At 34.0% G+C, this 22,655-nt stretch carries 17 protein-coding genes; 14 read left to right on the top strand and 3 right to left on the bottom strand.

Features of this window, described 5'->3' with window-relative positions; translation table 11 throughout:
- Positions 1 to 46 precede the first annotated feature (46 nt).
- The 4 genes from FOL89_RS07730 (at position 47) to FOL89_RS07715 (ending at position 5,055) form a co-directional block, all read left to right on the top strand.
- Positions 47 to 592: a lipocalin family protein gene (locus FOL89_RS07730; protein ID WP_144282251.1), complete on the top strand. Its 546-nt coding sequence runs from the start codon at positions 47 to 49 to the stop codon at positions 590 to 592.
- A 184-nt stretch (positions 593 to 776) separates the two neighbouring features.
- Positions 777 to 3,038, top strand: a complete 2,262-nt coding sequence (locus FOL89_RS07725; protein WP_144282250.1) for a glycoside hydrolase family 3 C-terminal domain-containing protein — start codon at positions 777 to 779, stop codon at positions 3,036 to 3,038.
- 211 nt (positions 3,039 to 3,249) lie between these two features.
- On the top strand, positions 3,250 to 4,053 hold the full coding sequence (locus tag FOL89_RS07720; RefSeq protein ID WP_144282249.1) for a patatin-like phospholipase family protein: 804 nt from the start codon (positions 3,250 to 3,252) through the stop codon (positions 4,051 to 4,053).
- A gap of 183 nt (positions 4,054 to 4,236) precedes the next feature.
- The gene (locus tag FOL89_RS07715) at positions 4,237 to 5,055 is read left to right on the top strand and encodes an OmpA family protein (RefSeq protein WP_144282248.1); all 819 of its coding nucleotides are present in this window, start codon (positions 4,237 to 4,239) and stop codon (positions 5,053 to 5,055) included.
- A gap of 143 nt (positions 5,056 to 5,198) precedes the next feature.
- On the opposite strand, the gene FOL89_RS07710 is transcribed toward FOL89_RS07715, so the two are convergent.
- Together FOL89_RS07710 and FOL89_RS07705 are read right to left on the bottom strand one after the other, a co-directional pair.
- The gene (locus FOL89_RS07710) at positions 5,199 to 6,209 is read right to left on the bottom strand and encodes a cytochrome d ubiquinol oxidase subunit II (protein WP_144282247.1); all 1,011 of its coding nucleotides are present in this window, start codon (positions 6,207 to 6,209) and stop codon (positions 5,199 to 5,201) included.
- Positions 6,206 to 7,549, bottom strand: a complete 1,344-nt coding sequence (locus FOL89_RS07705; RefSeq protein ID WP_144282246.1) for a cytochrome ubiquinol oxidase subunit I — start codon at positions 7,547 to 7,549, stop codon at positions 6,206 to 6,208. The genes FOL89_RS07710 and FOL89_RS07705 overlap by 4 nt, the downstream gene beginning before the upstream one ends.
- 254 nt (positions 7,550 to 7,803) lie before the next feature.
- Here FOL89_RS07705 and gyrB point away from each other — a divergent pair, with 254 nt between their 5' ends.
- The 8 genes from gyrB (at position 7,804) to gcvP (ending at position 19,272) form a co-directional block, all read left to right on the top strand.
- Positions 7,804 to 9,738, top strand: coding sequence for a DNA topoisomerase (ATP-hydrolyzing) subunit B (gyrB, locus tag FOL89_RS07700; RefSeq protein WP_144282245.1), 1,935 nt, complete (start codon positions 7,804 to 7,806; stop codon positions 9,736 to 9,738).
- A gap of 131 nt (positions 9,739 to 9,869) precedes the next feature.
- Entirely contained in the window at positions 9,870 to 11,762 is a 1,893-nt protein-coding gene (locus FOL89_RS07695) for a DUF3857 domain-containing protein (protein WP_144282244.1), read from the top strand.
- A 50-nt stretch (positions 11,763 to 11,812) separates the two neighbouring features.
- Positions 11,813 to 13,750 (top strand): transglutaminase-like domain-containing protein, encoded by a 1,938-nt coding sequence (locus FOL89_RS07690; protein ID WP_144282243.1) that lies wholly within the window; start codon positions 11,813 to 11,815, stop codon positions 13,748 to 13,750.
- 242 nt (positions 13,751 to 13,992) lie between these two features.
- On the top strand, positions 13,993 to 14,547 hold the full coding sequence (locus FOL89_RS07685; protein WP_228444879.1) for an RNA polymerase sigma factor: 555 nt from the start codon (positions 13,993 to 13,995) through the stop codon (positions 14,545 to 14,547).
- Positions 14,548 to 14,554: 7 nt separating this feature from the next.
- On the top strand, positions 14,555 to 14,902 hold the full coding sequence (locus tag FOL89_RS07680; RefSeq protein ID WP_144282241.1) for a hypothetical protein: 348 nt from the start codon (positions 14,555 to 14,557) through the stop codon (positions 14,900 to 14,902).
- Between the two features lie 74 nt (positions 14,903 to 14,976).
- Positions 14,977 to 15,246, top strand: coding sequence for a hypothetical protein (locus FOL89_RS07675; RefSeq protein ID WP_144282240.1), 270 nt, complete (start codon positions 14,977 to 14,979; stop codon positions 15,244 to 15,246).
- Positions 15,247 to 15,378: 132 nt separating this feature from the next.
- Complete coding sequence (locus FOL89_RS07670) at positions 15,379 to 16,026, top strand: J domain-containing protein (protein ID WP_144282239.1); 648 nt, start codon at positions 15,379 to 15,381, stop codon at positions 16,024 to 16,026.
- Positions 16,027 to 16,413: 387 nt separating this feature from the next.
- Positions 16,414 to 19,272 carry an aminomethyl-transferring glycine dehydrogenase gene (gene gcvP, locus FOL89_RS07665; RefSeq protein ID WP_144282238.1) on the top strand — a complete coding sequence of 953 codons (2,859 nt, stop codon included), beginning with the start codon at positions 16,414 to 16,416 and terminating at the stop codon, positions 19,270 to 19,272.
- 188 nt (positions 19,273 to 19,460) lie between these two features.
- Here the strand turns inward: gcvP and FOL89_RS07660 are convergent, their stop codons facing one another.
- On the bottom strand, positions 19,461 to 20,036 hold the full coding sequence (locus tag FOL89_RS07660) for a hypothetical protein (RefSeq protein WP_144282237.1): 576 nt from the start codon (positions 20,034 to 20,036) through the stop codon (positions 19,461 to 19,463).
- 303 nt (positions 20,037 to 20,339) lie between these two features.
- Between FOL89_RS07660 and FOL89_RS07655 the strand changes: the two genes are divergently transcribed.
- Positions 20,340 to 20,705: a BlaI/MecI/CopY family transcriptional regulator gene (locus FOL89_RS07655; protein WP_143883560.1), complete on the top strand. Its 366-nt coding sequence runs from the start codon at positions 20,340 to 20,342 to the stop codon at positions 20,703 to 20,705.
- Complete coding sequence (locus tag FOL89_RS07650; protein ID WP_228444878.1) at positions 20,705 to 22,651, top strand: M56 family metallopeptidase; 1,947 nt, start codon at positions 20,705 to 20,707, stop codon at positions 22,649 to 22,651. The genes FOL89_RS07655 and FOL89_RS07650 overlap by 1 nt, the downstream gene beginning before the upstream one ends.
- The last annotated feature ends 4 nt before the right edge of the window (positions 22,652 to 22,655 follow it).

Raw genomic sequence — 22,655 nt, 5'->3', positions numbered from 1 at the left:
CATCTAGGCATCATTTTTGAATTTTTAGCTCTATAAAATAGACGATATGAAAACCTTACAAAAAGTTGCCATTCCTGTTTCTTTAGGAGTTTTAGGATTACTTATTCTCGGTTCATGTTCTGTAGGAATTCCAAAAGGAGCGACTGCTGTACAAAATTTTAAATCTAATAAATATCTGGGAAAATGGTACGAAATCGCCCGTTTTGATTATAAGTTTGAAAAAAACATGGATAATGTAACAGCAACTTATTCATTAAATCCTGATGAAACCATCAAAGTGCAGAACAGAGGCTATAACTACGTAAAAAAAGAATGGAAAGAATCGGTTGGTGAAGCAAGATTTGTTGATGATAAATCTGAGGCAAGGCTTAAAGTTTCTTTTTTTAAACCGATTTGGGCAGGTTATAACGTGATTGATATTGACGAGGATTATCAGTATGCTCTCGTTGTAGGAAATAGCACAAAATATATATGGATTCTTTCCCGAACTACACAAATTCCGGAAAGTTATAAACAGAGATTTATTGAAAAAGCTCAGAAATTAGGTTATAACACGGATGATCTGATTTGGGTAAAACATGATAAGCAGTAAAAGTGATTTTGTTTAATACGTTTTTATCCCGAAATATTAATAATGATAGTATTTAGAACGTATCTGCAAATTCAAACATGAATACTAAGCCGTAATTAATTTTATTTTAACACTTTAATTTTATTTTCTCAATTTGAGATAATAAAATTTTTTGTAATTTTGAAATTAATTAATAAAAGTTTTTATGCTGAAGAAAACTGCCTTTATTGGCTTATTTGCTTTAATGACATGCCCTCTTATGGCTCAAGATACAAAAACTCCTGTTTACCTGGATGAAACAAAACCTGTAGAATTGAGGGTGAAAGACGCACTTTCAAGAATGACTCTTGAAGAAAAAGTAGCCATGCTTCACGCACAATCAAAATTCAGTTCACCGGGTGTTCCAAGATTGGGAATTCCCGAATTCTGGACAACAGACGGACCGCATGGAGTTCGCCCGGAAGTTATGTGGGATGAATGGAATCAAGCGGGCTGGACGAATGATTCAATTATTGCTTATCCTGCTTTAACTGCTCTTTCCGCAACATGGAATAAAAAGATGTCGTGGAATTATGGGAAAGCTTTGGGAGAAGAAGCGAGATACAGAAAAAAAGATATACTTTTAGGTCCAGGAGTAAACATTTACAGAACTCCTCTGAACGGAAGAAATTTCGAATATATGGGCGAAGATCCGTATTTGACTTCCAAAATGGTAGTTCCTTACATTAAAGGTGTACAATCTAACGGAGTCGCAACTTCTGTGAAACATTTTGCGCTGAACAATCAGGAAATGTTCCGTCATACGAGCAATGTAATTGTAGATGACAGAGCATTATATGAAATTTATCTTCCGCCATTTAAAGCCGCCGTTACAGAAGGGGATTCCTGGACAATTATGGGAGCTTATGATATGTATAAAGGTCAATATGCAAGCCAGAATCAATATCTATTGAATGATATTTTGAAAGGTGAATGGAAATACAAAGGCGTTGTGGTTTCAGATTGGGGCGCTGTAAATGATACAAAGCAGGCTATTCATAATGGTTTAGATCTTGAATTCGGAAGCTGGACTAATGGACTTTCGGCAGGGACAAAGAATGCTTATGATAATTATTATTTGGCAAAACCTTATTTAGATTTAATTAAATCAGGAAAGGTAGGAACAGCAGAGCTGGATGATAAAGTAACTAGACTTTTAAATCTGGCTTTCAAGACGACAATGAATACCAAAAAACCTTTTGGAAATATTGCTTCTGAAGAGCATAAAGCCATAGCCAAAGAAATAGGAGAGGAAGGAATCGTGTTATTGAAAAATCAGGGAAATGTGCTTCCGATTGATATTAATAAAGCTAAAAAAATTGCGGTAATTGGCGAAAATGCTATCAAGATAATGACTGTTGGTGGCGGCTCTTCCTCCTTAAAAGTAAAATATGAAACTCTGCCTTTAGATGGCATTAAAGCAAGATTCGGAAAAAAGTCTGATGTACAGTATGCAAGAGGTTATGTGGGAGATATTGGTGGAGAATATAATGGCGTAAAATCCGGTCAGGATCTGAAAGATGAACGTTCTGCATCCGAATTACTGAATGAAGCAGTAGAATTGGCAAAAAACTCTGATTATGTAATTTTTGTGGGAGGTTTAAATAAAGCTGATTTTCAGGACAGTGAAGGAAACGACAGAAAAAGCTACGGACTTCCGTACAATCAGGATAATGTGATTTCAGCATTAGCTAAGGCGAATAAAAACCTTGCGGTAGTTCTTGTTTCAGGAAATGCAGTGGCAATGCCGTGGATTAAAGAAGTTCCTACTATTGTGCAGGCATGGTATTTAGGTTCAGAGGCAGGAAATTCTATCGCATCGGTTTTAGCGGGAGATGCTAATCCTTCTGGGAAACTTCCGTTTACTTTTCCTGTAAAACTGGAAGATAATTCTGCTCATCAATTGGGAGAATATCCGGGGAATAAAGAAGAATTGGCTGCCGGAAAAGGAAAAGATCAAAAAAATCCGATCAATATTACGTATAATGAAGGAATATTGGTGGGTTACAGATGGCATGATACCAAAAAAATTAAACCTTTATTCAGCTTCGGACATGGTCTGAGTTATACGACATTTGAGTTTGGTAAAGCGAAAGCCAATAAAACTGCTATTTCACAAAATGATCAGATTACTTTTACCATTCCGGTTAAAAATACAGGAAAAAAAGCAGGAGCAGAAGTGATTCAGCTTTATATTAGTGATTTAAAATCATCATTACCGCGTCCTTTGAAGGAACTCAAAGGTTTTGAAAAAGTGTTTCTGAATCCGGGAGAAGAAAAGCAGGTTTCGATTACCATTGATAAATCGGCTTTAAGTTATTTTGATCCTGAAAAACATGACTGGGTTGCAGAATCGGGTGATTTTGAAGCGCACATCGGGAATTCTTCAGACAATATTAAAACAAAAATAAAATTTACTTTAAAATAGTCGGTAAATTAAAATTCCTATTGTAACGGAAAATTACCATAAGGTTTATTGAACATCTGTTCAGTAAACTTTTTTTTATAGATGAAATTCAGATTTAGTTTTTTAATCAAAAATGATAAATATTGCAGATAATCAATAAATTGTGAATTAAAATAATAATTGAGATTAAATTTAATTTTGAAAGTCCGCAGTATTTTTATAATTTTATTCAATGAAGGATGAGAAAATAGGACTTGTTTTATCAGGTGGTGGAACCAAAGGCATTGCTCACGCAGGGGTTCTGAAGTTTTTGTCTGAGAAAAATATTGACATTGACGTTCTTTCCTGTTGCAGCGCAGGTTCAATTGTGGGATGTCTGTATGCGGTCGGGAAAAAGCCGGAAGAAATTCTGGATTTCTTTCAGTCAGTGTATTTTTTCAACTGGAAACATTTCGCTTTCAATCAGCCGGGATTGGTTTCATCGGTGATTTTTAACAATTATCTTAAACCTATTTTTAAAGATATGAAAATAGGAGATCTTCCAAAAGACGTTAAAATTGTTGCTACAGAATTGGTTTCGGGAACAGAGAAAATATTCGAAAAAGATTTTCTGGTTTCAGATGCAATTATTGCTTCGTGCTCTATACCCGGAATCACCACGCCCTATGTTTTGGGCGATGAAATGTTTTGTGATGGTGGTGTTCTTAATAATTTTCCGGCAGATATTATCAGGAATGACTGCGATCAGCTGATTGGGGTTTTTGTATCTCCGCCCAATGATATTAAAATCAGCGATTTAAAAACAATCAAAGCCATTGTTTCACGGTCTTATGATCTGCTTTCTTACAGAATAGAAAAAATAAAATTTGAACATTGCGATTGGCTGATCTCTTCTCAGGATCTTTCAAAATACGGAACTTTTGAACGCAAAAAAGATAGATTAGAACAGATTTTCAACATCGGTTATCATGCAGCTAAAGAAAGCTTTTCTACAAGCAATTTTTTTAATTCTATGGCAAAAATTTCCGAAAACTAGCGGTACTTCAGATAATTCAAAATGCAGAAACTGTAAGGAATATGATTCTGTATCAAACTTTCCTTGGCTTATCAGCAGGGAGATTTTAGTTGAAAAGTTTTAAACAATAAAATAGTTTTTTTACGGTTTTAAAGATAAATCCGGTAGTGATATTAACTCGCATTAATGAACTAAATAACTTTCATGAAATATCTTGTTGTGTTTTTGATTTCATCAATCAATCTGTATGGTCAGATGGTAACTTCAGTTTATTTTCAGAATAACTCTTCCGAACTCAATAATGAATCAATAAAGAAACTCGACAGCCTATCGCTGCTCAATAAAAGTTTAGAAATTAAAATTTTTGGTAATTGTGATTCTTCAGGAAGTGATGCTTACAATAGGAAGCTTTCTGAAAGAAGAGCGTTTGCTGTTGCAGAATATTTAGAAAAAAACAGTAAAGAAAATATAAAAGTGATAAGTGTGGTGGGGCTTGGTGAGCAAAAGCAGATCAATGACAACAGTACCTATGAACTTAAAAGCAAAAACAGAAGAGCTGATATTTTTGTTGAACCAATGTTTAAAAACCATGAAAAAATTCAAAAAAAGCTATTACCGGATTTCATCAGTACGGATGTTTCAAAAATGAAAAAAGGGGATACTCTTTCTATACAGCATATCAATTTCGAGGGAGGTCGTCACGTCTGGATTTCAAATGCTAATCATTCTTTGATTATTATGGTGAAAAAATTGCGTGAGAACCCTTCGTTTCATATAGAATTACAGGGACATATCTGCTGTGATTATGATAATTTTGACGGACAGGATCTGGATTTTGGAACTTACAATCTTTCTTTCACCAGAGCGGATGCCATTAAAAAATATCTGGTAAAATACGGCATCAGTCCGGAGAGGATTCAGGTAAAAGGGTTAGGACATCTCAATCCTGTCGTTTATCCCGAAAAATCGGAAGCCGACAAAATAAAAAACAGAAGAGTTGAAGTCTTAATTATTGATAAATAAATTTTGAATGCCATAATCAGTCATTGTAAAAATCCTTTGTAAACATCAGTAAGTGTTAATTCTAAAAATCAACGGAATTATTTGAAGAGAAATCTTTGCTTTCAAAATCTTCAAATTGATTAAAATTGGACAATCATAAAAAATTAATCTTTTGCGTGCCGTCTGCTGAACGAAAACATCAGATAAAACAAAAAAGGCAGAATAAAAATACAGCCAATCATCAAAGCCCAGGCTAAAAAACTAATTGTTTTTTCGGGAGCCATATTTTCGGTTAAAGATAAATGATTGCCATTCTGAAGGAGAATGATATCAGGATAAAGCTGATACGTTGCGGCAACAAGAATCATCAGGATTTGCGCACCTGCCAAAACTCTTACAAGAAGCAGTCTTTTGGTTTTAATAAAAAGAAAAAGCATTGCAAGGAAAACACTTGCGGTAACGACCGCAGAAATGCCAATCCAGTGTCCGAAAACTCTTTCAAGCAGAGGAATTCCCGATACATACGCTGCAATAAATACTAAAATACCGGTGACAACCACAAAAATCATAGATTGTTTTGCTTTTTTTATCATCAGATTGAGATTGTAGCCTGCTTTTGTTTCCCGAAGGCTAAAAATAGATGCGAGATAAAAACAAATGGCAACTGTAAACAATCCTACACTGATTCCGAAAAAATTAAACCAGTTTAGTATATATAAATCCATAAAGCTCTTTGCATCTGGATTCAAAGTTCCTGAAATGGATGATGCACCAATCATACCTAAAAAAAATGGTGTCAGTAGGCTCGAAAAATAAAAAATCTGCGTATAAACCGTTTGCCATTGGTCTTCCACAGCGTCATAATGTCTGAAAGTAAAGGCTGTTCCTCTTGCAATAATTCCAACAAGCATTAAAACCAAAGGAATGTGAAGATAGGTTGAGGCAAAACTGTAAATATCCGGGAAACCGACAAACAGAATAACAATGGCAATAATCAGCCACATATGATTGGCTTCCCAAATGGGAGCAATAGATTCATACATTATTTTTTCGGTGTATTTTCTTTCTTTTTTCCGGCTGAAAAATTCAACAATTCCCGCCCCGAAATCAGCTCCTCCCAAGATAATATAAAGGCATATAGAAAGCCAGAGAAATCCAATGACGATATAACTCATAATTTTTTGTTTTTAGAAATAAATTCGCTATCGGTAGGATCATAAAGTTTCGGAACCATTTTAATCTGTCTTTTGAGAAGAAATAGGATAATTAATGATAACGAAACAAAAATACCAGTAAAAAAATAGAAAGAATACTGTATTCCGGGCATTGGAGTGACGGCATCTGCGGTTTTCATAATTCCGTAGATAATCCAAGGCTGTCTTCCGACTTCTGTTACCGTCCATCCCGCTTCCAAAGCAATATATCCGAATGGTGTTGCCCAGAGAAATGTTTTTAAAAGCCAGTTTTTAGAAAGCCATTCTTTTTTGAAAAATGATGCATATAAATAAATACCGCCAATAATAATCATCACAACTCCAAAGAAAATCATAATCTGAAAAGCATAATGAACAACTGCCACAGGCGGCCATTCGTCTCTCGGAAAGTCATTTAATCCTTTTACTTCAGAATTAAAATCATTGCTCACCAGAAAACTCAATACTTTAGGGATTTTTAAAGCATAATTGATTTCTCCTTTTTCTTCATCAGGGATTCCGCCAATGACAAAAGCAGCACCTTTTTCAGTTTCAAAATGAGCTTCCATAGCTGCCAGTTTTATTGGCTGTCTTTCCGCAACAGATTTTGCAGCTACATCACCGCTCAGCGGTGCGCCGAAGGCTCCGATCAACGCAAAAGAAGCGGCAATTCTGAATGCTTTGGTATGAAATTCTACGTTTTTCTTTTTCAGAATTAAATAAGCATGTACTCCTGCAACTGCAAAACCTGTCGCACAAAAGGCGGCAACCGTCATGTGCAGTGCCTGAGAAAACCAAGCGTCATTAAACATTGCTTTTACGGGATCAATATTTATGTATTGTCCGTTAATATAATCAAAACCAGCGGGAGAATTCATCCATGCGTTTGCTGCAACAACCAGAATTCCGGAAGCCAAGCCGCTCAGTCCGACAAGAAATCCGCAAAACCAGTGAAACCATTTATTAAATCTGTCCCATCCGTAAAGAAAAAAACCGATAGCAATGGCTTCTATGAAAAAAGCTGTTCCTTCCAGTGAAAAGGGCATCCCGAAAATAGGACCTGCATGTTTCATAAAGCCGGGCCACAATAAGCCCAGTTCAAAAGAAAGCATTGTTCCGGAAACAGCACCCGTTGCAAAAAGAATAGCAACACCTTTGCTCCATGCCTTTGTGAGTCCTTTATATATTTCATTTCCGGTTTTAAGGTATTTCCAGTGAGCAAATGCCATCAGAAAAGGCATAACCATTCCTACACAGGCAAATATAATGTGAAAACCTAAAGAAAGAGCCATCTGTGCCCTTGCAGCAATAAAATCATCCATAAGATTAATTTTTCACAATAAAGTTAATGATAAATTATTTTGCTTAAATATGATTTAAAACATTCTCAAATTTTAGTATTTTTCCTGTAAATTTGATGGTTTTTATATTTTGTGAAGGTATGGAATTAATGATGATGCTGATGCTTTTTTGTCTTTCATAACTCGAAAAAAATCACGATATTTGTAAGCATTTTTATTAAAAAAATAATCTAAAAAAGCTGCAGGTGAAAAGCAGGCAGCTGTTAGCTAAAAATATGAGTCAAAAACAATATACAGCAAGTAGTATTCAGGCATTGGAAGGAATGGAGCACGTTCGTATGCGTCCTTCAATGTACATTGGTGATGTAGGTTTCAGAGGTCTTCACCATTTAGTTTATGAAGTAGTAGATAACTCGATTGATGAAGCTTTAGCGGGATACTGTGATACAATTTCCGTGAAAATCAAAGAAGGAAATGCCGTTGAGGTGATGGATAACGGTCGTGGTATTCCTGTAGATTTTCACGAAAAAGAACAGAAATCTGCGCTTGAAGTAGTAATGACCAAAATTGGTGCGGGTGGTAAGTTTGATAAAGATTCTTATAAAGTTTCCGGTGGTCTTCACGGAGTGGGGGTGTCATGTGTGAACGCTCTTTCCAATGAAATGGTGACTACCGTTTACAGAGACGGTAATGTTTACCAGCAGATTTACTCGAAAGGTAAAGCACAAACTGAAGTAGAAGAAATCGGAAACAGTGACATCAGAGGAACAAAACAGTTTTTCAAACCTGATGATACTATTTTTACTGAATTAGTTTATAATTATGATACGCTGGCTACTCGTTTAAGAGAGCTTTCGTACCTTAACAAAGGAATTACGATTACTCTTACTGATGAAAGAGAAGAGCTTGAAGATGGATCTTTCAGATCTGAAGTTTTTCATTCTGAGGGAGGGTTAAAAGAATTTGTTGAGTTTATTGACGGAAACCGTGAATCTATTATGGAAAGTGTGATTTTCATGGAAGGTGAACGTGATGACATTCCTGTGGAAGTTGCCATGCGTTACAACACTTCTTTCAGCGAGAATCTTCATTCTTACGTTAATAATATTAATACTCATGAAGGGGGAACTCACTTGGCAGGTTTCAGACGTGCTTTGACGCGAACGCTTAAAAAATATGCGGATGATTTAGGGATTCCGCAAAAAGAAAAAGTAGAAATTACCGGTGATGATTTCCGTGAAGGGTTAACTGCCGTGATTTCTGTAAAAGTAATGGAACCTCAGTTTGAAGGTCAGACCAAAACAAAATTAGGAAACTCTGAGGTTTCCGGAGCGGTTGATAAAATCGTAGGTGAGATGCTTACCAACTTCCTGGAGGAAAATCCTAATGAAGCGAAGCTGATCGTACAAAAAGTTGTTTTGGCAGCTAAGGCAAGACAGGCGGCAAAAAAGGCCAGAGAAATGGTTCAGAGAAAATCTCCGATGGGAGGTTCCGGTCTTCCAGGCAAATTATCAGACTGCTCTTCAAAAGATCCAAACGAATCTGAATTGTTTTTAGTAGAGGGAGATTCCGCAGGAGGAACGGCTAAACAAGGTCGAGACAGACATTTTCAGGCAATTTTACCATTAAGAGGTAAGATTTTGAATGTTGAAAAATCTATGCTTCACAAAGTATATGATAATGAAGAAATTAAAAATATCTATACCGCACTTGGTGTTTCTGTAGGAACTGAAGAGGATAGCAAAGCTTTGAATATGTCTAAGCTAAGATATCATAAAATCGTTATCATGACCGATGCGGATATTGACGGTTCTCACATTTCGACATTAATTCTTACATTCTTCTTCAGATTTATGAAAGAATTGATCGAAAACGGATATGTGTATATTGCACAACCTCCTTTATATCTTCTGAAAAAAGGAAACAAAAAAGTTTATGCTTATAATGAGAAAGAGCGTGAAGAATTTACCTTGGAAATGTCACCGGACGGAAAAGGAGTAGAGGTACAGCGTTATAAAGGTCTTGGAGAGATGAATCCTGAACAGCTTTGGGAAACTACTCTTAATCCTGAAAACAGAATTCTGAAACAGGTTACTATTGATAATGCAGTAGAAGCCGACAATGTATTTTCTATGCTGATGGGTGATGAGGTGCCGCCAAGAAGAGAATTCATAGAAAAAAATGCAAAATATGCTAAAATTGATGCATAACATTTTTTAATAATAAAATTAAAAGGTTTCACTACTTTGTGAAACCTTTTTTTGTTTTCATTTATAATTGTTTGGTTTTATTTAACTTTTTATTAAGAATTTTTTTATTTTTGAGAAAAATTCTAACCTTGATGAAAATTTGGTGTCTCGGGGCGCTTTCAATGGCGTCATTATATTATGCTCAAAATTATCCTGTCTCTGCAATCAGTGATGTTTTAAAGAAAAATGCGAGTGCGGTAATCAGAAATGAAAGCACTGTGCTTGAAATCAATAAAATTGATGAAATTGTTTACCATAATTCTTCTGCAATTACAGTAATCAACAAAGATGCAGTTGTTTTTTCTACTCCTAAAATTTACTATGACAAAGGAAATTCTGTTTCCAATATAAAAGTAACATTATATGACGAAAAAGGAAATAAAGTAAAAACTTTTTCTAAAAAAGATTTCAACGATATAGCTGCCAATTCACAAGGGTCATTCTATTCAGATAACAGGATGATGTATCTGTCTTTTACTCCTACATCATTTCCCTATACAATAGAGTTCAGCTATGATCAGAAAGATCAGAATACAGTTTTTATTCCCGACTTTACACCGTATCATGATTTTAATATTTCGTTGGAAAAAAACAGTTTTAAAATCATCAATAAATCAGGAATCAATCTTCGCTCAAAAGTTTACGATTCTCCTTTCAAATTTGCTGCCGTAAATTCATCAGATGAAGACGGAGCTAAAGTTTACAGCTATCAGAATATTCCTGCGATTGACAATGAAGATATGGTTCCCAATCCCCAGAAAATACTTCCTAAAGTGAGTTTTTCGCTGGATCAGTTCAGCCTGGTTGGAAAAAAAGGAGATATTACTACATGGAAAGATTTCGGACTTTGGTATTACAATAATCTGCTGACTCCGGTTTCGGTTTCAACTCCTCAGATCAAATCTGAAATTGCAGCACTTAATCTTTCAGGAACAACTGAAGAAAAAGTAAAGAAAATTTATCAGTATATGCAAAGTAAAACAAGGTATGTTTTTGTTGCTTTAGGAATTGGTGGTTGGCAACCGATGATGCCGGACGAAGTTCAGAGAAAAGGGTATGGAGACTGTAAAGGTCTTACCAATTATATGAAAACATTGTTGGATGAAGCAGGAATAAAATCTTACTACGCAATTATCAATTCCAACTCATCTCCCGTAAGTTTTGATACAGAATTTCCCAAAATGGGAGGTAATCACGTTATTCTTGTTATTCCTACTGAAAAAGGAAACATCTGGCTGGAAAATACTTCTCAGGAGATTGCATACAATCATTTAAGCTACAGTACCACAGACAGAAATGTTTTGGCAGTAAAACCTACAGGAATAGAAATTTTGGAAACTCCAAGTTATAGTTCCGAACAAAATAAAGAGAAACAGATTTTAAATATTAAGGTCAATCCGGACAAAACTATTTCAGGAAACGGGAAGTTTTCCTACACAGGAAATCAGTATGATTTTAATCTTTCGTACGCCTCTTTAGGTCAGCAGGATAAAAATAATGCGGTAAAAAATGCAATTTCTACATTGCATCTGGAAAATGTTGAAATGTCTAATTTCAAAAATAACAAGGATCTTGCAACAATTGATTTTGATCTGAATTTTAAAGCAGTCAATTATTCTAAAATGGTAGGTTCCAGTTATATTTTTCGTGCTGTTCCTATTTACACCAATGCTGCTTTTCACAAAGACGAAAATAGAAACCTTCCTTTCGAAAACAGATTTGCGTATCAGGATGAATATGAAATCATCTATGAAGTTCCGAAAGATTACGTTATTGAAGAAATTCCTGACAACGGAAACATCACTTCCGATTTTGGAAATTATAAAATTTCTTATGAAAAAAAGGAGGATAAGTTGATTGTAAAAAGGCTATTCGAAATGAAAAAAGGACTTTATTCAAAAGAAAAATATAATGATTATATCAATTTTAGAAAAAAAGTTTTAAATGCAGATAATGCGAAAATTCTTATTTCTAAAAAATCTTAATCTGTCATAAATAATTTAAAACAATAACTACGATAACATTCAATTATAACATGAAAAGTTTTATTAAAGTTTTCTTCTTTTCTATGAGCATTTCTTTATCTGCACAGAATCAGCAGTTTTTGAAGATGCCTAAATTTAATAAAGAAGATTTAACCAAAGAAAAATCGGCTATTGATCCTAAAGCTCCTGCCGAGTTGCTGTACCGTTCCGTACATTACAGAATTGATAATAACAACGGATATCTAAAAAAGAAAAATATTTACAGAGTAAAAATTTATGAAAAAGATAAATCTGAAGAATGGCACAATCTGGAGATTCCTTTATATGATAATAATTCCGGCGACAGAGAAGTTTTAGATAATATAAAAGCGGTGGTTTATAATCTGGAGGGAGATAAGATCACCGAAACAAAGGTTGAGAAGAGTTCTAAATTTAGATCTAAAGAAAATAAATATTATACTGTCAGTAAATATGCATTTCCTAATATCAAAAACGGATCTATAATTGAATATCAGTACGAGGTTTCTTCACCATTCACCTATGAGATTCCACAGACTTATATTGAGCTGGATATCCCTTCGGTTTATACGGAATATGTTTTTGATACCCCAATTCAGGTTTCTTACAGTGTAGATTTCACGGGAAGTTTAAATCCCAAATATAAGGTGTTGAAAGAAGATGTTCTGTACGGTTCGCAGCATAAAACCTATCGCTTCGGATACGATAATCTAAAAGGATTTAAAACCGAAAAATATGTAAAGAATAATGATAACTACAGAACAAAAATCAGGGCTGAGTTGCATTCTACTTATTTTGGGAACAATTTAAAAATGTATACTTCAACATGGGAAGATATCAGAAAAAAATTATGGGATCACGAAGATTTTGGCTCGCAGTATAAAAAAGACCGCTTGGTAAAAGAGGTGATGCCGGAAGGAATAATGGATGAAAAAAATGAACTTAACCGCGCCAATAAAATTTTAGATTATGTAAAAGCAAATTATACATGGAATTATAACAATGGTTATTATGCTGAAAACGGCATCAGAGAACTTCTCAAAACGAAGACAGGAAACACCGCAGATCTTAATCTCTTATTGGTTGCTATGTTCAGAAGTGCAGGAATTACCTCAAATCCTATTTTAATTTCGACGGTTAAAAACGGAGCGCTTAATTTAGCTTTTCCTAATTTGGGTAATTTCAATTACGTAATTGCAGGAGTAGAAATTGATGGTAAGTTTTATCTCTTTGATGCCACTTCAAAACAATCTCAGGTAAATCTTCTACCTTCCAGAGTCTGGAATAATAATGGGCTTCTTATAAAGGATGATAAAGCAGAAGTAATCAGTATGTTTAATGCAAAAATGAGTTACGCCAACCTTACGGCAAAAGCAAAATTAAATGAAGACGGATCAATATCCGGAAGATATTTTGACCGAGATGCCGGACTTTTGGCATTGAATGCTAAAGAAAGCTACGATGAAAACCCGGATAAATATAAAAAGCAATACAAAGAAAATTTCCCGCAGGATTTTACCGATATTACTTCAACTGTTCTGGCGAATGGTGACTTTGAATCTAAAATGAGTTTCAGCTCTCAGAATCTGATTGATAATGTGGGAAAAAAGAAAATTTTCAATCCTCTTTTGTTTCTTAATCAGTCAGGAACCGATTTTAATGAAACAGAAGAAAGAAAATACATGATCAACTTTGTGTCGCCTTTTACAAGGGTGAAAAAAGTGGAAATAGAAATTCCTGAAGGTTACACTGTTTCAGACTTACCGAAAAGCAAAAAAATTACAACAGATGATAAAGAAATTTCTTATTCTTATATTGTGGAAAATAAAGACAATAAAATTTTTGTAACATCTGAAGTGAAGATTGCAAGCGCAGATTATCCTAAAGAATATTATCCTGCTTTCAAGCAAATCTGGAAAGTTATTTCGGAATCTGAAAGTCAGGTAATGAGTTTAATTAAAAATCAGTGATTTTCACAATATATTTGAAAAAACTGTTTAGATTTACTGTATATTTAAGAACACTAAAGATATCTTTGGTGTTTTTTTATTTTAAAAAATCTTAGATCAGTTTCGGATTAATTTGAAATATTCAATCTTCAGAACATTAAAAACATCTTAGATTGAGAATAATCAAAAATATTTTAATTTTAATAAAGTAAAACAAAAACTACAATCGTCATAGCAATATGGAGGTTGTCGAAAAAATATCAATGCCACAGAAGGAAAAGGAAAACATCATTTCTCAAACCGTATCCAGTTACGGTGGTAAACTGATGTCTTTTATCCGTCCTAAAGTAAAAAATACCGAAGATGCAGAAGATATTCTGCAGGAAGTCTGGTATCAGTTCAGCAGTCTTACCAATCTTTCTGAAATTGTGAATATCGGTGGATGGCTGTATAGAGTAACGGCTAATAAGATTACCGACAAATACAGAAAGAAGAAAACAGAAAATCTGGAAGATTTTGTTTACGAAGATGAAAACGGTGAATTTTCTATTAAAGATATTCTGCTGATGGATGAAAGTGCCGGTCCGGAAATCAAGATGTTTCAGGATGAAATCTGGAAAAAACTTTTTGAAGCCTTGGATGAGCTTCCCGAAAAGCAAAGACTGGTCTATACCGAAAACGAACTTAATGATAAAACTTTACAGCAGATTGCGGATGAGCAAGGAGAAAATATTAAAACGATTATCAGCAGAAAAAACTATGCAGTAAAGCATTTAAGAAACCGATTGAGAAAATTATACGAAGATTTAAACAATTAATTTGAAAATGAAAAATAAAAATAAATATAGAAAAGGCTGGTGGTTTTGCATTATTTTATGTCCGCCAATTATCTTTTTGTTGATTTCATGGATCGTCATGTTGCTTTGGAACTGTCTTCTGCCTGAAATTTTAGGAGTAAAGGCAATCACCTTTTGGCAGGCAATGGGAATTTTGATATTAAGTAAAATTCTGTTTGGAGGTTTTCATGGAAAGTTCGGACAAGGAATGAGACAGATGAAAGAAAAACATCTGCAGCATAAAATGGAAGGAATGACAGAGGAAGAAAAGGAAAAATTCAAAGAAATCTGGAGACAGAAATGTTCCGGAGGTTTTTTTAACAAAAATAACGAATGATTTTAATTTTTTGAAGTAGTAAAATTAAAGCAGATTCGTCTTTATAAAAAAGTAGTAAAATTTAAAATTAAGAAATGAAAAATTCAGTAATGAAAGGTGCCTTAGGAGCACTTGCTGTAGCAGGAATTGCTATGATTGCTAAAAAAGCAATTCAAAGAAAAAGATTCGTAAAAGGTATTTTTGAAGAGTACGGAATCAGAGAAAAATCACCTTTTGGTTTTGCAGATAAAATCAGAGAGATGAATGAAGAGGATTATCATGAATTAAAAGGAAAACTAAGAAAAGAGTTTGCTTCAAAATGCTGTAAGAAAGAGTTTAAAAAAGAGAATTTTATTGAAGCATAATTCTTTTGATAACTAAATGAAATTGTTCAATTCACCCCGGAAAGCTACGCTTTCCGGGGTGAATTTTTATAAAAAATTACCATATCCAAATATGCTTAATCAAAATCAAATTCCTTATTTTTGTAGAGTTCAATGAAAGATTACTACTATTTTCTCGGGATTTCTCATGATGCTTCAGAAGAAGACATCAAAAAATCTTACAGAAAACTCTCATTAAAATACCATCCGGATAAAAATGAAAATGATGGTTTTTTTGCTGATCGCTTTCGTGAAATTCAGGAAGCTTATGAAACATTGAATGACAGAGATAGAAGAAAGACTTATGATCAGAATTTAGAAAATCATCAGAAAAGTTTCAGATACAATATTCCGCCGTCCATCAAAACATTCACTGCTAATAAAATCCATGCAAAAAAAGGAGAAGAAATCATCATCAATTGGCAGACTCAGAATGCTGATGTAGTGAAGGTTTTACCTTTTGGACTGGAGAAGGCTTATGGAGAAAGAGTTTTCAAAATTACTGAGTTTAAGGACGGGAAATTTCAGATTTTGCTTCATGCAACCAATTCACAACTGCATAAAACCGTAGTGCAGGGAATTACCATTACAGAAGTTTTTGAAAACGATGGGGAGAAATTCAGGGATAAGGCAGAAGATTTATTCAAATCTCAGCCAAAAACTGCTGCAAATCCATCCGGTCAACCGAAAGTTTTTAGAATTATTGCGGCTGTAATTTTGCTTTTGCTAGCAATTTATTTTCTCATTAATAGCTTTGGTTAAGCCATTTTTTTTCTTCCCGGGCATTTTTTGCATCTTTTACCTTTTTTAAATTTTTTGCAACAGGATTTTTTTTCACAAAACATTTCTTCTTTTCCGGATGACAGTACCGGAGTCAGAGTCGGAACTTTAAAAGGAATAATGGTATTCATGTGACAAATATATTAATTTAGAATAAATATAATTAATTTTTTTTGCTGATTTTTCACCATAATAATTTGTAGCAGCTTTTAAAGAAATTTAATGTGTAATAATCTGGTTATTAAGCAAACATTCATCTATCATTTCTGTATTCATAATCTATTTTGATTATGTAATTTTCTATTGTATAGTCATCGGAAAAAGCGTAATTTTACGAACCTTTTTTACAATCAAAATCTAATATAAAAAATGAATACAGAACAGTTTGTGAGCCGTCACATCTCCCTTAATGAAGCCGATAAACAGGCAATGTTGGAAAGAATTGGCGTTTCCGATATTGAGGAATTAATTTCTCAGACCATTCCTTCGTCTATCCGTTTAGAAAAAGATCTTGAAATTTCGGAACCGCTTTCGGAATACGAAATGTTGAATCATTCTAAAGAATTAGCTTCTAAAAATACAGAATTCACAAGCTACATCGGATTCGGATATTACAACACCCTTCTTCCTTCAGCTATTCAGAGAAATATCTTTGAAAATCCTAGCTGGTACACTGCTTACACTCCTTATCAGGCAGAAATTGCACAGGGAAGATTAGAAGCTCTTCTTAATTTCCAGACTGTTGTGTGCGATCTTACGGGTTTTGCTTTGGCAAATGCCTCCTTACTGGATGAATCTACTGCTGCTGCAGAAGCAATGCATATGTTTTTAAACAACATAACCAAAGATCAGAAAAAATCCGGAGCCAATAAGTTTTTTGTATCAGATCTGGTATTGCCACAGACTGTTTCTGTGCTAAAAACGAAGGCACAAGGTTTAGAAATAGAAATTGTAATAGGAGATCACCAAACTCATTCTTTTGATGAATCTTATTATGGAGTTTTATTACAATATCCTGGCAAAAACGGAATTGTTCTGGATTATACCGAGAATATTTCTGAATATAAAAAGTTAGATTTGCAGGTTGTGGTTGCCTGTGATCCGATGGCGTTGGTAAAATTAAAATCCCCTGCTTCTATGGGAGCAGATTGTGCTGTAGGAACTACCCAGAGATTTGGGATTCCAATGGGTTATGGTGGTCCTCATGCAGCTTTCTTTTCTTGTAAGGAAGATTACAAAAGAGACATTCCCGGAAGAATCATTGGTGTTTCTCAGGATGCCTACGGAAAACGTGCGTTGAGAATGGCTTTGCAGACAAGAGAGCAGCACATCAAAAGAGAAAGAGCTACCTCTAATATCTGTACAGCTCAGGTACTTTTGGCGGTAATGGCTGGAATGTATGCTGTTTATCACGGTCCGAAAGGATTGAATTATATTGCAGATCAGATTCACTTTAAGGCAAATGCCTTGAATAATGGTTTGAAAACTTTAGGTTACAATACCGTTGAAGAGCCGATTTTTGACACTGTGAAAATCCTGATAAGTGAAGAGGATAAAGCAAGACTGATGAGAATGATGAAAGATCATAAAATCAATCTCAATTATTTCACAGAAGGTGTGGTAAGTATTGCCATCAATGAAAGCACAACCATTGAAAAGCTGAATTACCTGATGACTTCATTTGCTCGTTTCAATGATAAGCAGGCTTTCAAATTAGAACTAAAAGAAGAATACAGTATTCCTTCGGATATTTTGAGAACAGACGAAATTCTTACTGAAGAAGTATTCAATAAATATCATACAGAAACGGAATTGATGCGTTATATTAAGCGTTTGGAAAGAAAAGATCTTTCTTTAACGCATTCTATGATTTCTTTAGGATCTTGTACCATGAAGCTGAACGCCGCTACTCAGATGCTGCCTCTTTCTTGGGATAACTGGGGAAGTGTGCATCCTTTCGTTCCGGTAGAACAGGCAAAAGGATATCAGGAAATGATTCATGAGCTGGAGAAAGATCTTGCAGAAATTACAGGTTTCGCAGGAACTTCTTTACAGCCAAATTCCGGAGCGCAGGGAGAATATGCAGGTTTGATGGTAATCAGACAATATCATATCTCAAGAGGGGAAGGTCACAGAAATGTAGTTTTGATTCCTCAGTCAGCTCACGGAACCAATCCTGCTTCTGCTGCAATGGCGGGGATGAAGATCGTTGTTGTTAAGAATCTTGAGAGCGGCGAAATTGATTTTGAAGATTTAAAAGCCAAAACTGAACAGCATTCTGCTAATTTATCTTGTGTGATGATCACATATCCGTCTACTTATGGTTTCTTTGATGCAAATATTAAAGAAATCACAAGTCTTATTCACGAACATGGCGGACAGGTTTATATGGACGGAGCTAACATGAATGCTCAGGTTGGTTATACCAGTCCTGGAAATATTGGAGCAGATGTTTGCCACTTAAACTTACACAAAACTTTCGCTATTCCTCACGGAGGAGGAGGTCCTGGAGTGGGTCCGATCTGTGTTGCAAAGCATTTGGTTCCTTTCCTTCCTAATAACGCTAATATCAACGTAGGATCTAAAGATGCAATTGAAGGAATTTCAGCAGCACCTTATGGTTCTGGTTTGATTCTGAATATTTCTTACGCTTATATTAAAATGCTGGGAACTGTTGGATTGAAAAAATCAACCGAACACGCAATTCTTAATGCTAATTATTTGAAAGAAATTTTAGCAGAGCATTTCCCGATTTTATATTCTAACAAAAACGGAAGAGTAGCCCATGAGTGTATAGTAGATTTCAGACAGTTTAAATCTTTAGGAATTGAAGTGGCAGATGTGGCCAAAAGATTGATGGATTATGGTTTCCATGCTCCTACAGTTTCTTTCCCGGTTGCAGGAACATTGATGATTGAGCCTACTGAATCTGAAAATAAAGCAGAAATTGATCGTTTTGCAGAAGCTCTGATTTCTATTAAACAGGAAATTGATGAGATTGCTAACGGAGAAGCAGATCCTTCAAACAATGTATTGAAGAATGCACCTCATACAGAGCAGATCGTTGTTTCAGATTCTTGGGACAAACCATATAGCAGAGAAAAGGCAGCTTATCCTTTGGATTGGGTAAGAGATCATAAATTCTTTGCTTCAGTTTCCAGAGTAGATGAAGCTTATGGCGATAGAAATTTGGTTTGTACTTGTGAGCCGATTGAAGCTTATATGTAATAAAACTTAAAATAAAGAATAAATCAACCCTGAAAATCAATATTTTCAGGGTTTATCATTAAAGTTTGGTATTTTTTCTTGTCTTTAACAAATGTCTTTATTAGAAGTGCAAGTTTTGGGAAAATTGTTGATGAAAAGTAAGCAAAAAAATCCGGTGTTTACCGGATTTTTATTATTACAATAAAAAATTAATTTTCTTTAGCTAGGGTATCAAAAGGAGCCAATTTAAAATCCTCAGATTTTACCTGCTCAAAATAGGATGATTTGCTGTTACCTTTTAGTTTTTTTACCGCCTTTGATGCTGCTGTAAAATCAGTATCAACTTTAGTGGCGATTTCTGTCGGTTTAAAATCTAATTTTACAGATTCATCTTCTACTCCCAGATAACCGTTTTTCTTGGTAATATAATTCATGTAGTTGTTGTAATTACCTAAAGTATTTCTAAAATACAAAGTATGATAATTCATACATTTAGTAGCCTTTTTTGATCTGCCTAAAATACAGTTGGCCATATTACCTCTGTAAAGGTCAAATTCAAGCGCAACCGTTTCATATTCTTTTTTCAGAGCTTCTTTTCCGTTGGTATAGATGGAATGATCTCCTTGTGATTCACTTATTTTTTTAAGATGTTCCAACACAACAGGAACGGTGCTTTCAATTTTTGATTTTGCTTCGGTCACAGATCCAAAGACTGAGGACGACTGTGCTGAAACCACATTAAAAAATAATAGTAATAATACAGAAAATAGCGTATATCTTTTCATGAGAAATTTTTAAAGCACTAAAATAAATATATTTTCTCATTTTAGCCGTATTCATTTTGATTTTATTTAATATAATTTAACAAATTTTAAGAATTTTACCTAAAATAGCATGTTTTTGTGATAACTTGAGATTATGGTAATTGAAAAATAATATCTTTATTTCAAGTTATTGTTATGAAAATCAATCACTTAAATAATTTTAACAATTTATAACTATAAAAATAGTTGTAAGAAATAAAATAATTTCTACATTTGTATAACTAATTGATTAGTGATAAAAATTTGTAAATAATTATAATAAAAATGAAAATCCAGACTTTGACAAAAGCAGAAGAGCAGGTAATGCAGTTTTTATGGAAAATACAAAAAGGTTTTCTGAAAGATGTTTTGGATTTGTACCCAGAGCCTAAACCTCATACTAATACCGTCTCTACGATCCTGAAAGTTCTGAAAGACAAAGAATTTGTAGATTATGAAGTTTTCGGCAGACAGCACCGATATTTTCCCTTGATTACCAAGGAACAGTATTCAGGTAAAACTATGAAAAATCTTGTGAAAAATTATTTCAAAGGATCTTATAAAAGCGCCGTTTCTTTCTTGGTCGAGAAAAACGAAATGAGTGTTGAAGATCTGGAGATGCTGCTTAACGAACTTAAAAACAAAGATTAATGATGGAAGCTTTCTTTTTTTATTTAGGTAAAGTAATTCTATGCTCCGGTGTAATGTTTCTGTATTATCAGTTGTCTTTAAAAGACAGGACATTTCATCATTACAACAGATTTTATCTTTTATCGGCAATGGTCGTTTCCATTTTACTGCCTCTAATAAAAGTAGAAGATTTTACTATTGAAGTAAGCAATAATCTGTTTTTGCTGATCAGTCAGTTTCAAAATGCAAACCAAGAAAAAACTATAAACAATGACTACATTTATCTTACAATTATTTTTTCAGCTTTGGGAGTGGTTTCTCTCTATTTTTTAGGGAAATTTCTCTACGGTATTTTTAGAATCCAACAGCTGAAATCCCAGTTTAAAAAAGAAACCTTTGAAGGAGTAAACTTCTATCAGACCGATCTGTCCGAGGCTCCTTTTTCTTATTTCAAAAATCTTTTTTGGAAAAATACGATTATGCTAAATTCTGATGTCGGAAGACAGATTCTGAAGCATGAAATGGTTCATATTGAGCAGAAACATTCTGTTGACAAAATCATTGTCGAAATCATTACTTCTGTATTTTGGTTCAATCCGTTTTTCCACATTATCAAAAAAGAAATTAATCTTATACATGAATATATGGCTGATAAAAAAGCCGTAAAAAATTCGGACACGAAAGCATTTGCGCAGATGCTTTTAACAAGCCACTTTTCCGGAACACAGTTGCCAGCAACAAGTCCGTTTCTTAGTTCTAACCTTAAAAAAAGACTTAAAATGTTACAGAAACCTAAAACAAAATTCGGGTATGCGCGAAGAATTTTTGCCTTACCAGTGCTATTTACCGTTGCTTTTGCTTATATGGTGAACGCAAAAAACAAAGAAATTATAGAAACCAATACCGAGATTGATAAAGCAGCTGCAGAGATTAAAAGAGATACTGTATCTCCCAAAACTGAAATTGATCAAATTGTAAAACTACAGCAGGAAAAAATCTCTAAAGCCAGCGAAAAACTAAAAGTACAGTCTGAGAAACTGAAAACTTTAAGCGAAAAATCAAAGGAGAAATCTGCAGAACTTCAGAAAATTGCCAAAGAAAAAGGCGAGAAAAGCTATGAATTTGAATTAAAAGCTAAAGAACTTAAAAATCTTTCCAAAGAAATGGAAAAGATTGCTGACAGGGATAAAATTTTTAATGATTTAGAGTTTTCAGAAATTCTTCCAAATGGTAAAAACTATACTTTTAGACTGAATGATAACAGAGTAAAAACATTTGATAAAAGTAATGATGAAGGCCTCAAAGTATTAGAACAAAATATGGATGAGGCTTTGGAGAAAATGTTTAACTCTAAAGAATTTAAAGATTTGGCTTTAAGTGAAGATAAGATTAAAGCATTAAAAGATAAATTTAATTCACTTGAATTCAAATCAAAGTTTGATAACATTAATAAGTTATATATCAACGGAAAAGATATATTTGGTCCAAATACTGAAGAATTAAGAAAAATAGGTAAAGGATACAAAGTTTTTAACACAACAACTAATTTTTCAAAAAAAGAGCTTACTAAAAAAGAAAAAAGAAAACTTGAAAAATTAATCAGGGAAAAAGCCGAAACTGAGAAAAAACTGCAAGAAATCAGAAAACAGCAAAGAGAATTACAGGGAAATCCTTGGATATTCTCCGTAGATGCTCATGCGCCTAAAACTGTAGTTACATCAAGTTCCGTCAGTTTTGATAGCCAGAATGATAAACTAGCTGCTTCTGCAAAAAAATATAAAGAAATAGAAAGAGCAACAATTCTCAAATCCAACTTTGAAGATGATGCCATAATCTATATCAACGGAAAACTGGTTACAAGAAGTGAAGTAGACACTTTAAGTCCTAAAGATATTTCAAAAATTAAGATTAATAAATCGAACAATAATGGTGAGAGGAAAAATGAAATTCGTATAGAAACAAAATAACTTT

Source organism: Chryseobacterium echinoideorum (assembly GCF_007474535.1).
GTDB classification, from domain to species: domain Bacteria; phylum Bacteroidota; class Bacteroidia; order Flavobacteriales; family Weeksellaceae; genus Chryseobacterium; species Chryseobacterium echinoideorum.
This window is presented reverse-complemented; position numbering and strand designations above follow the sequence as displayed.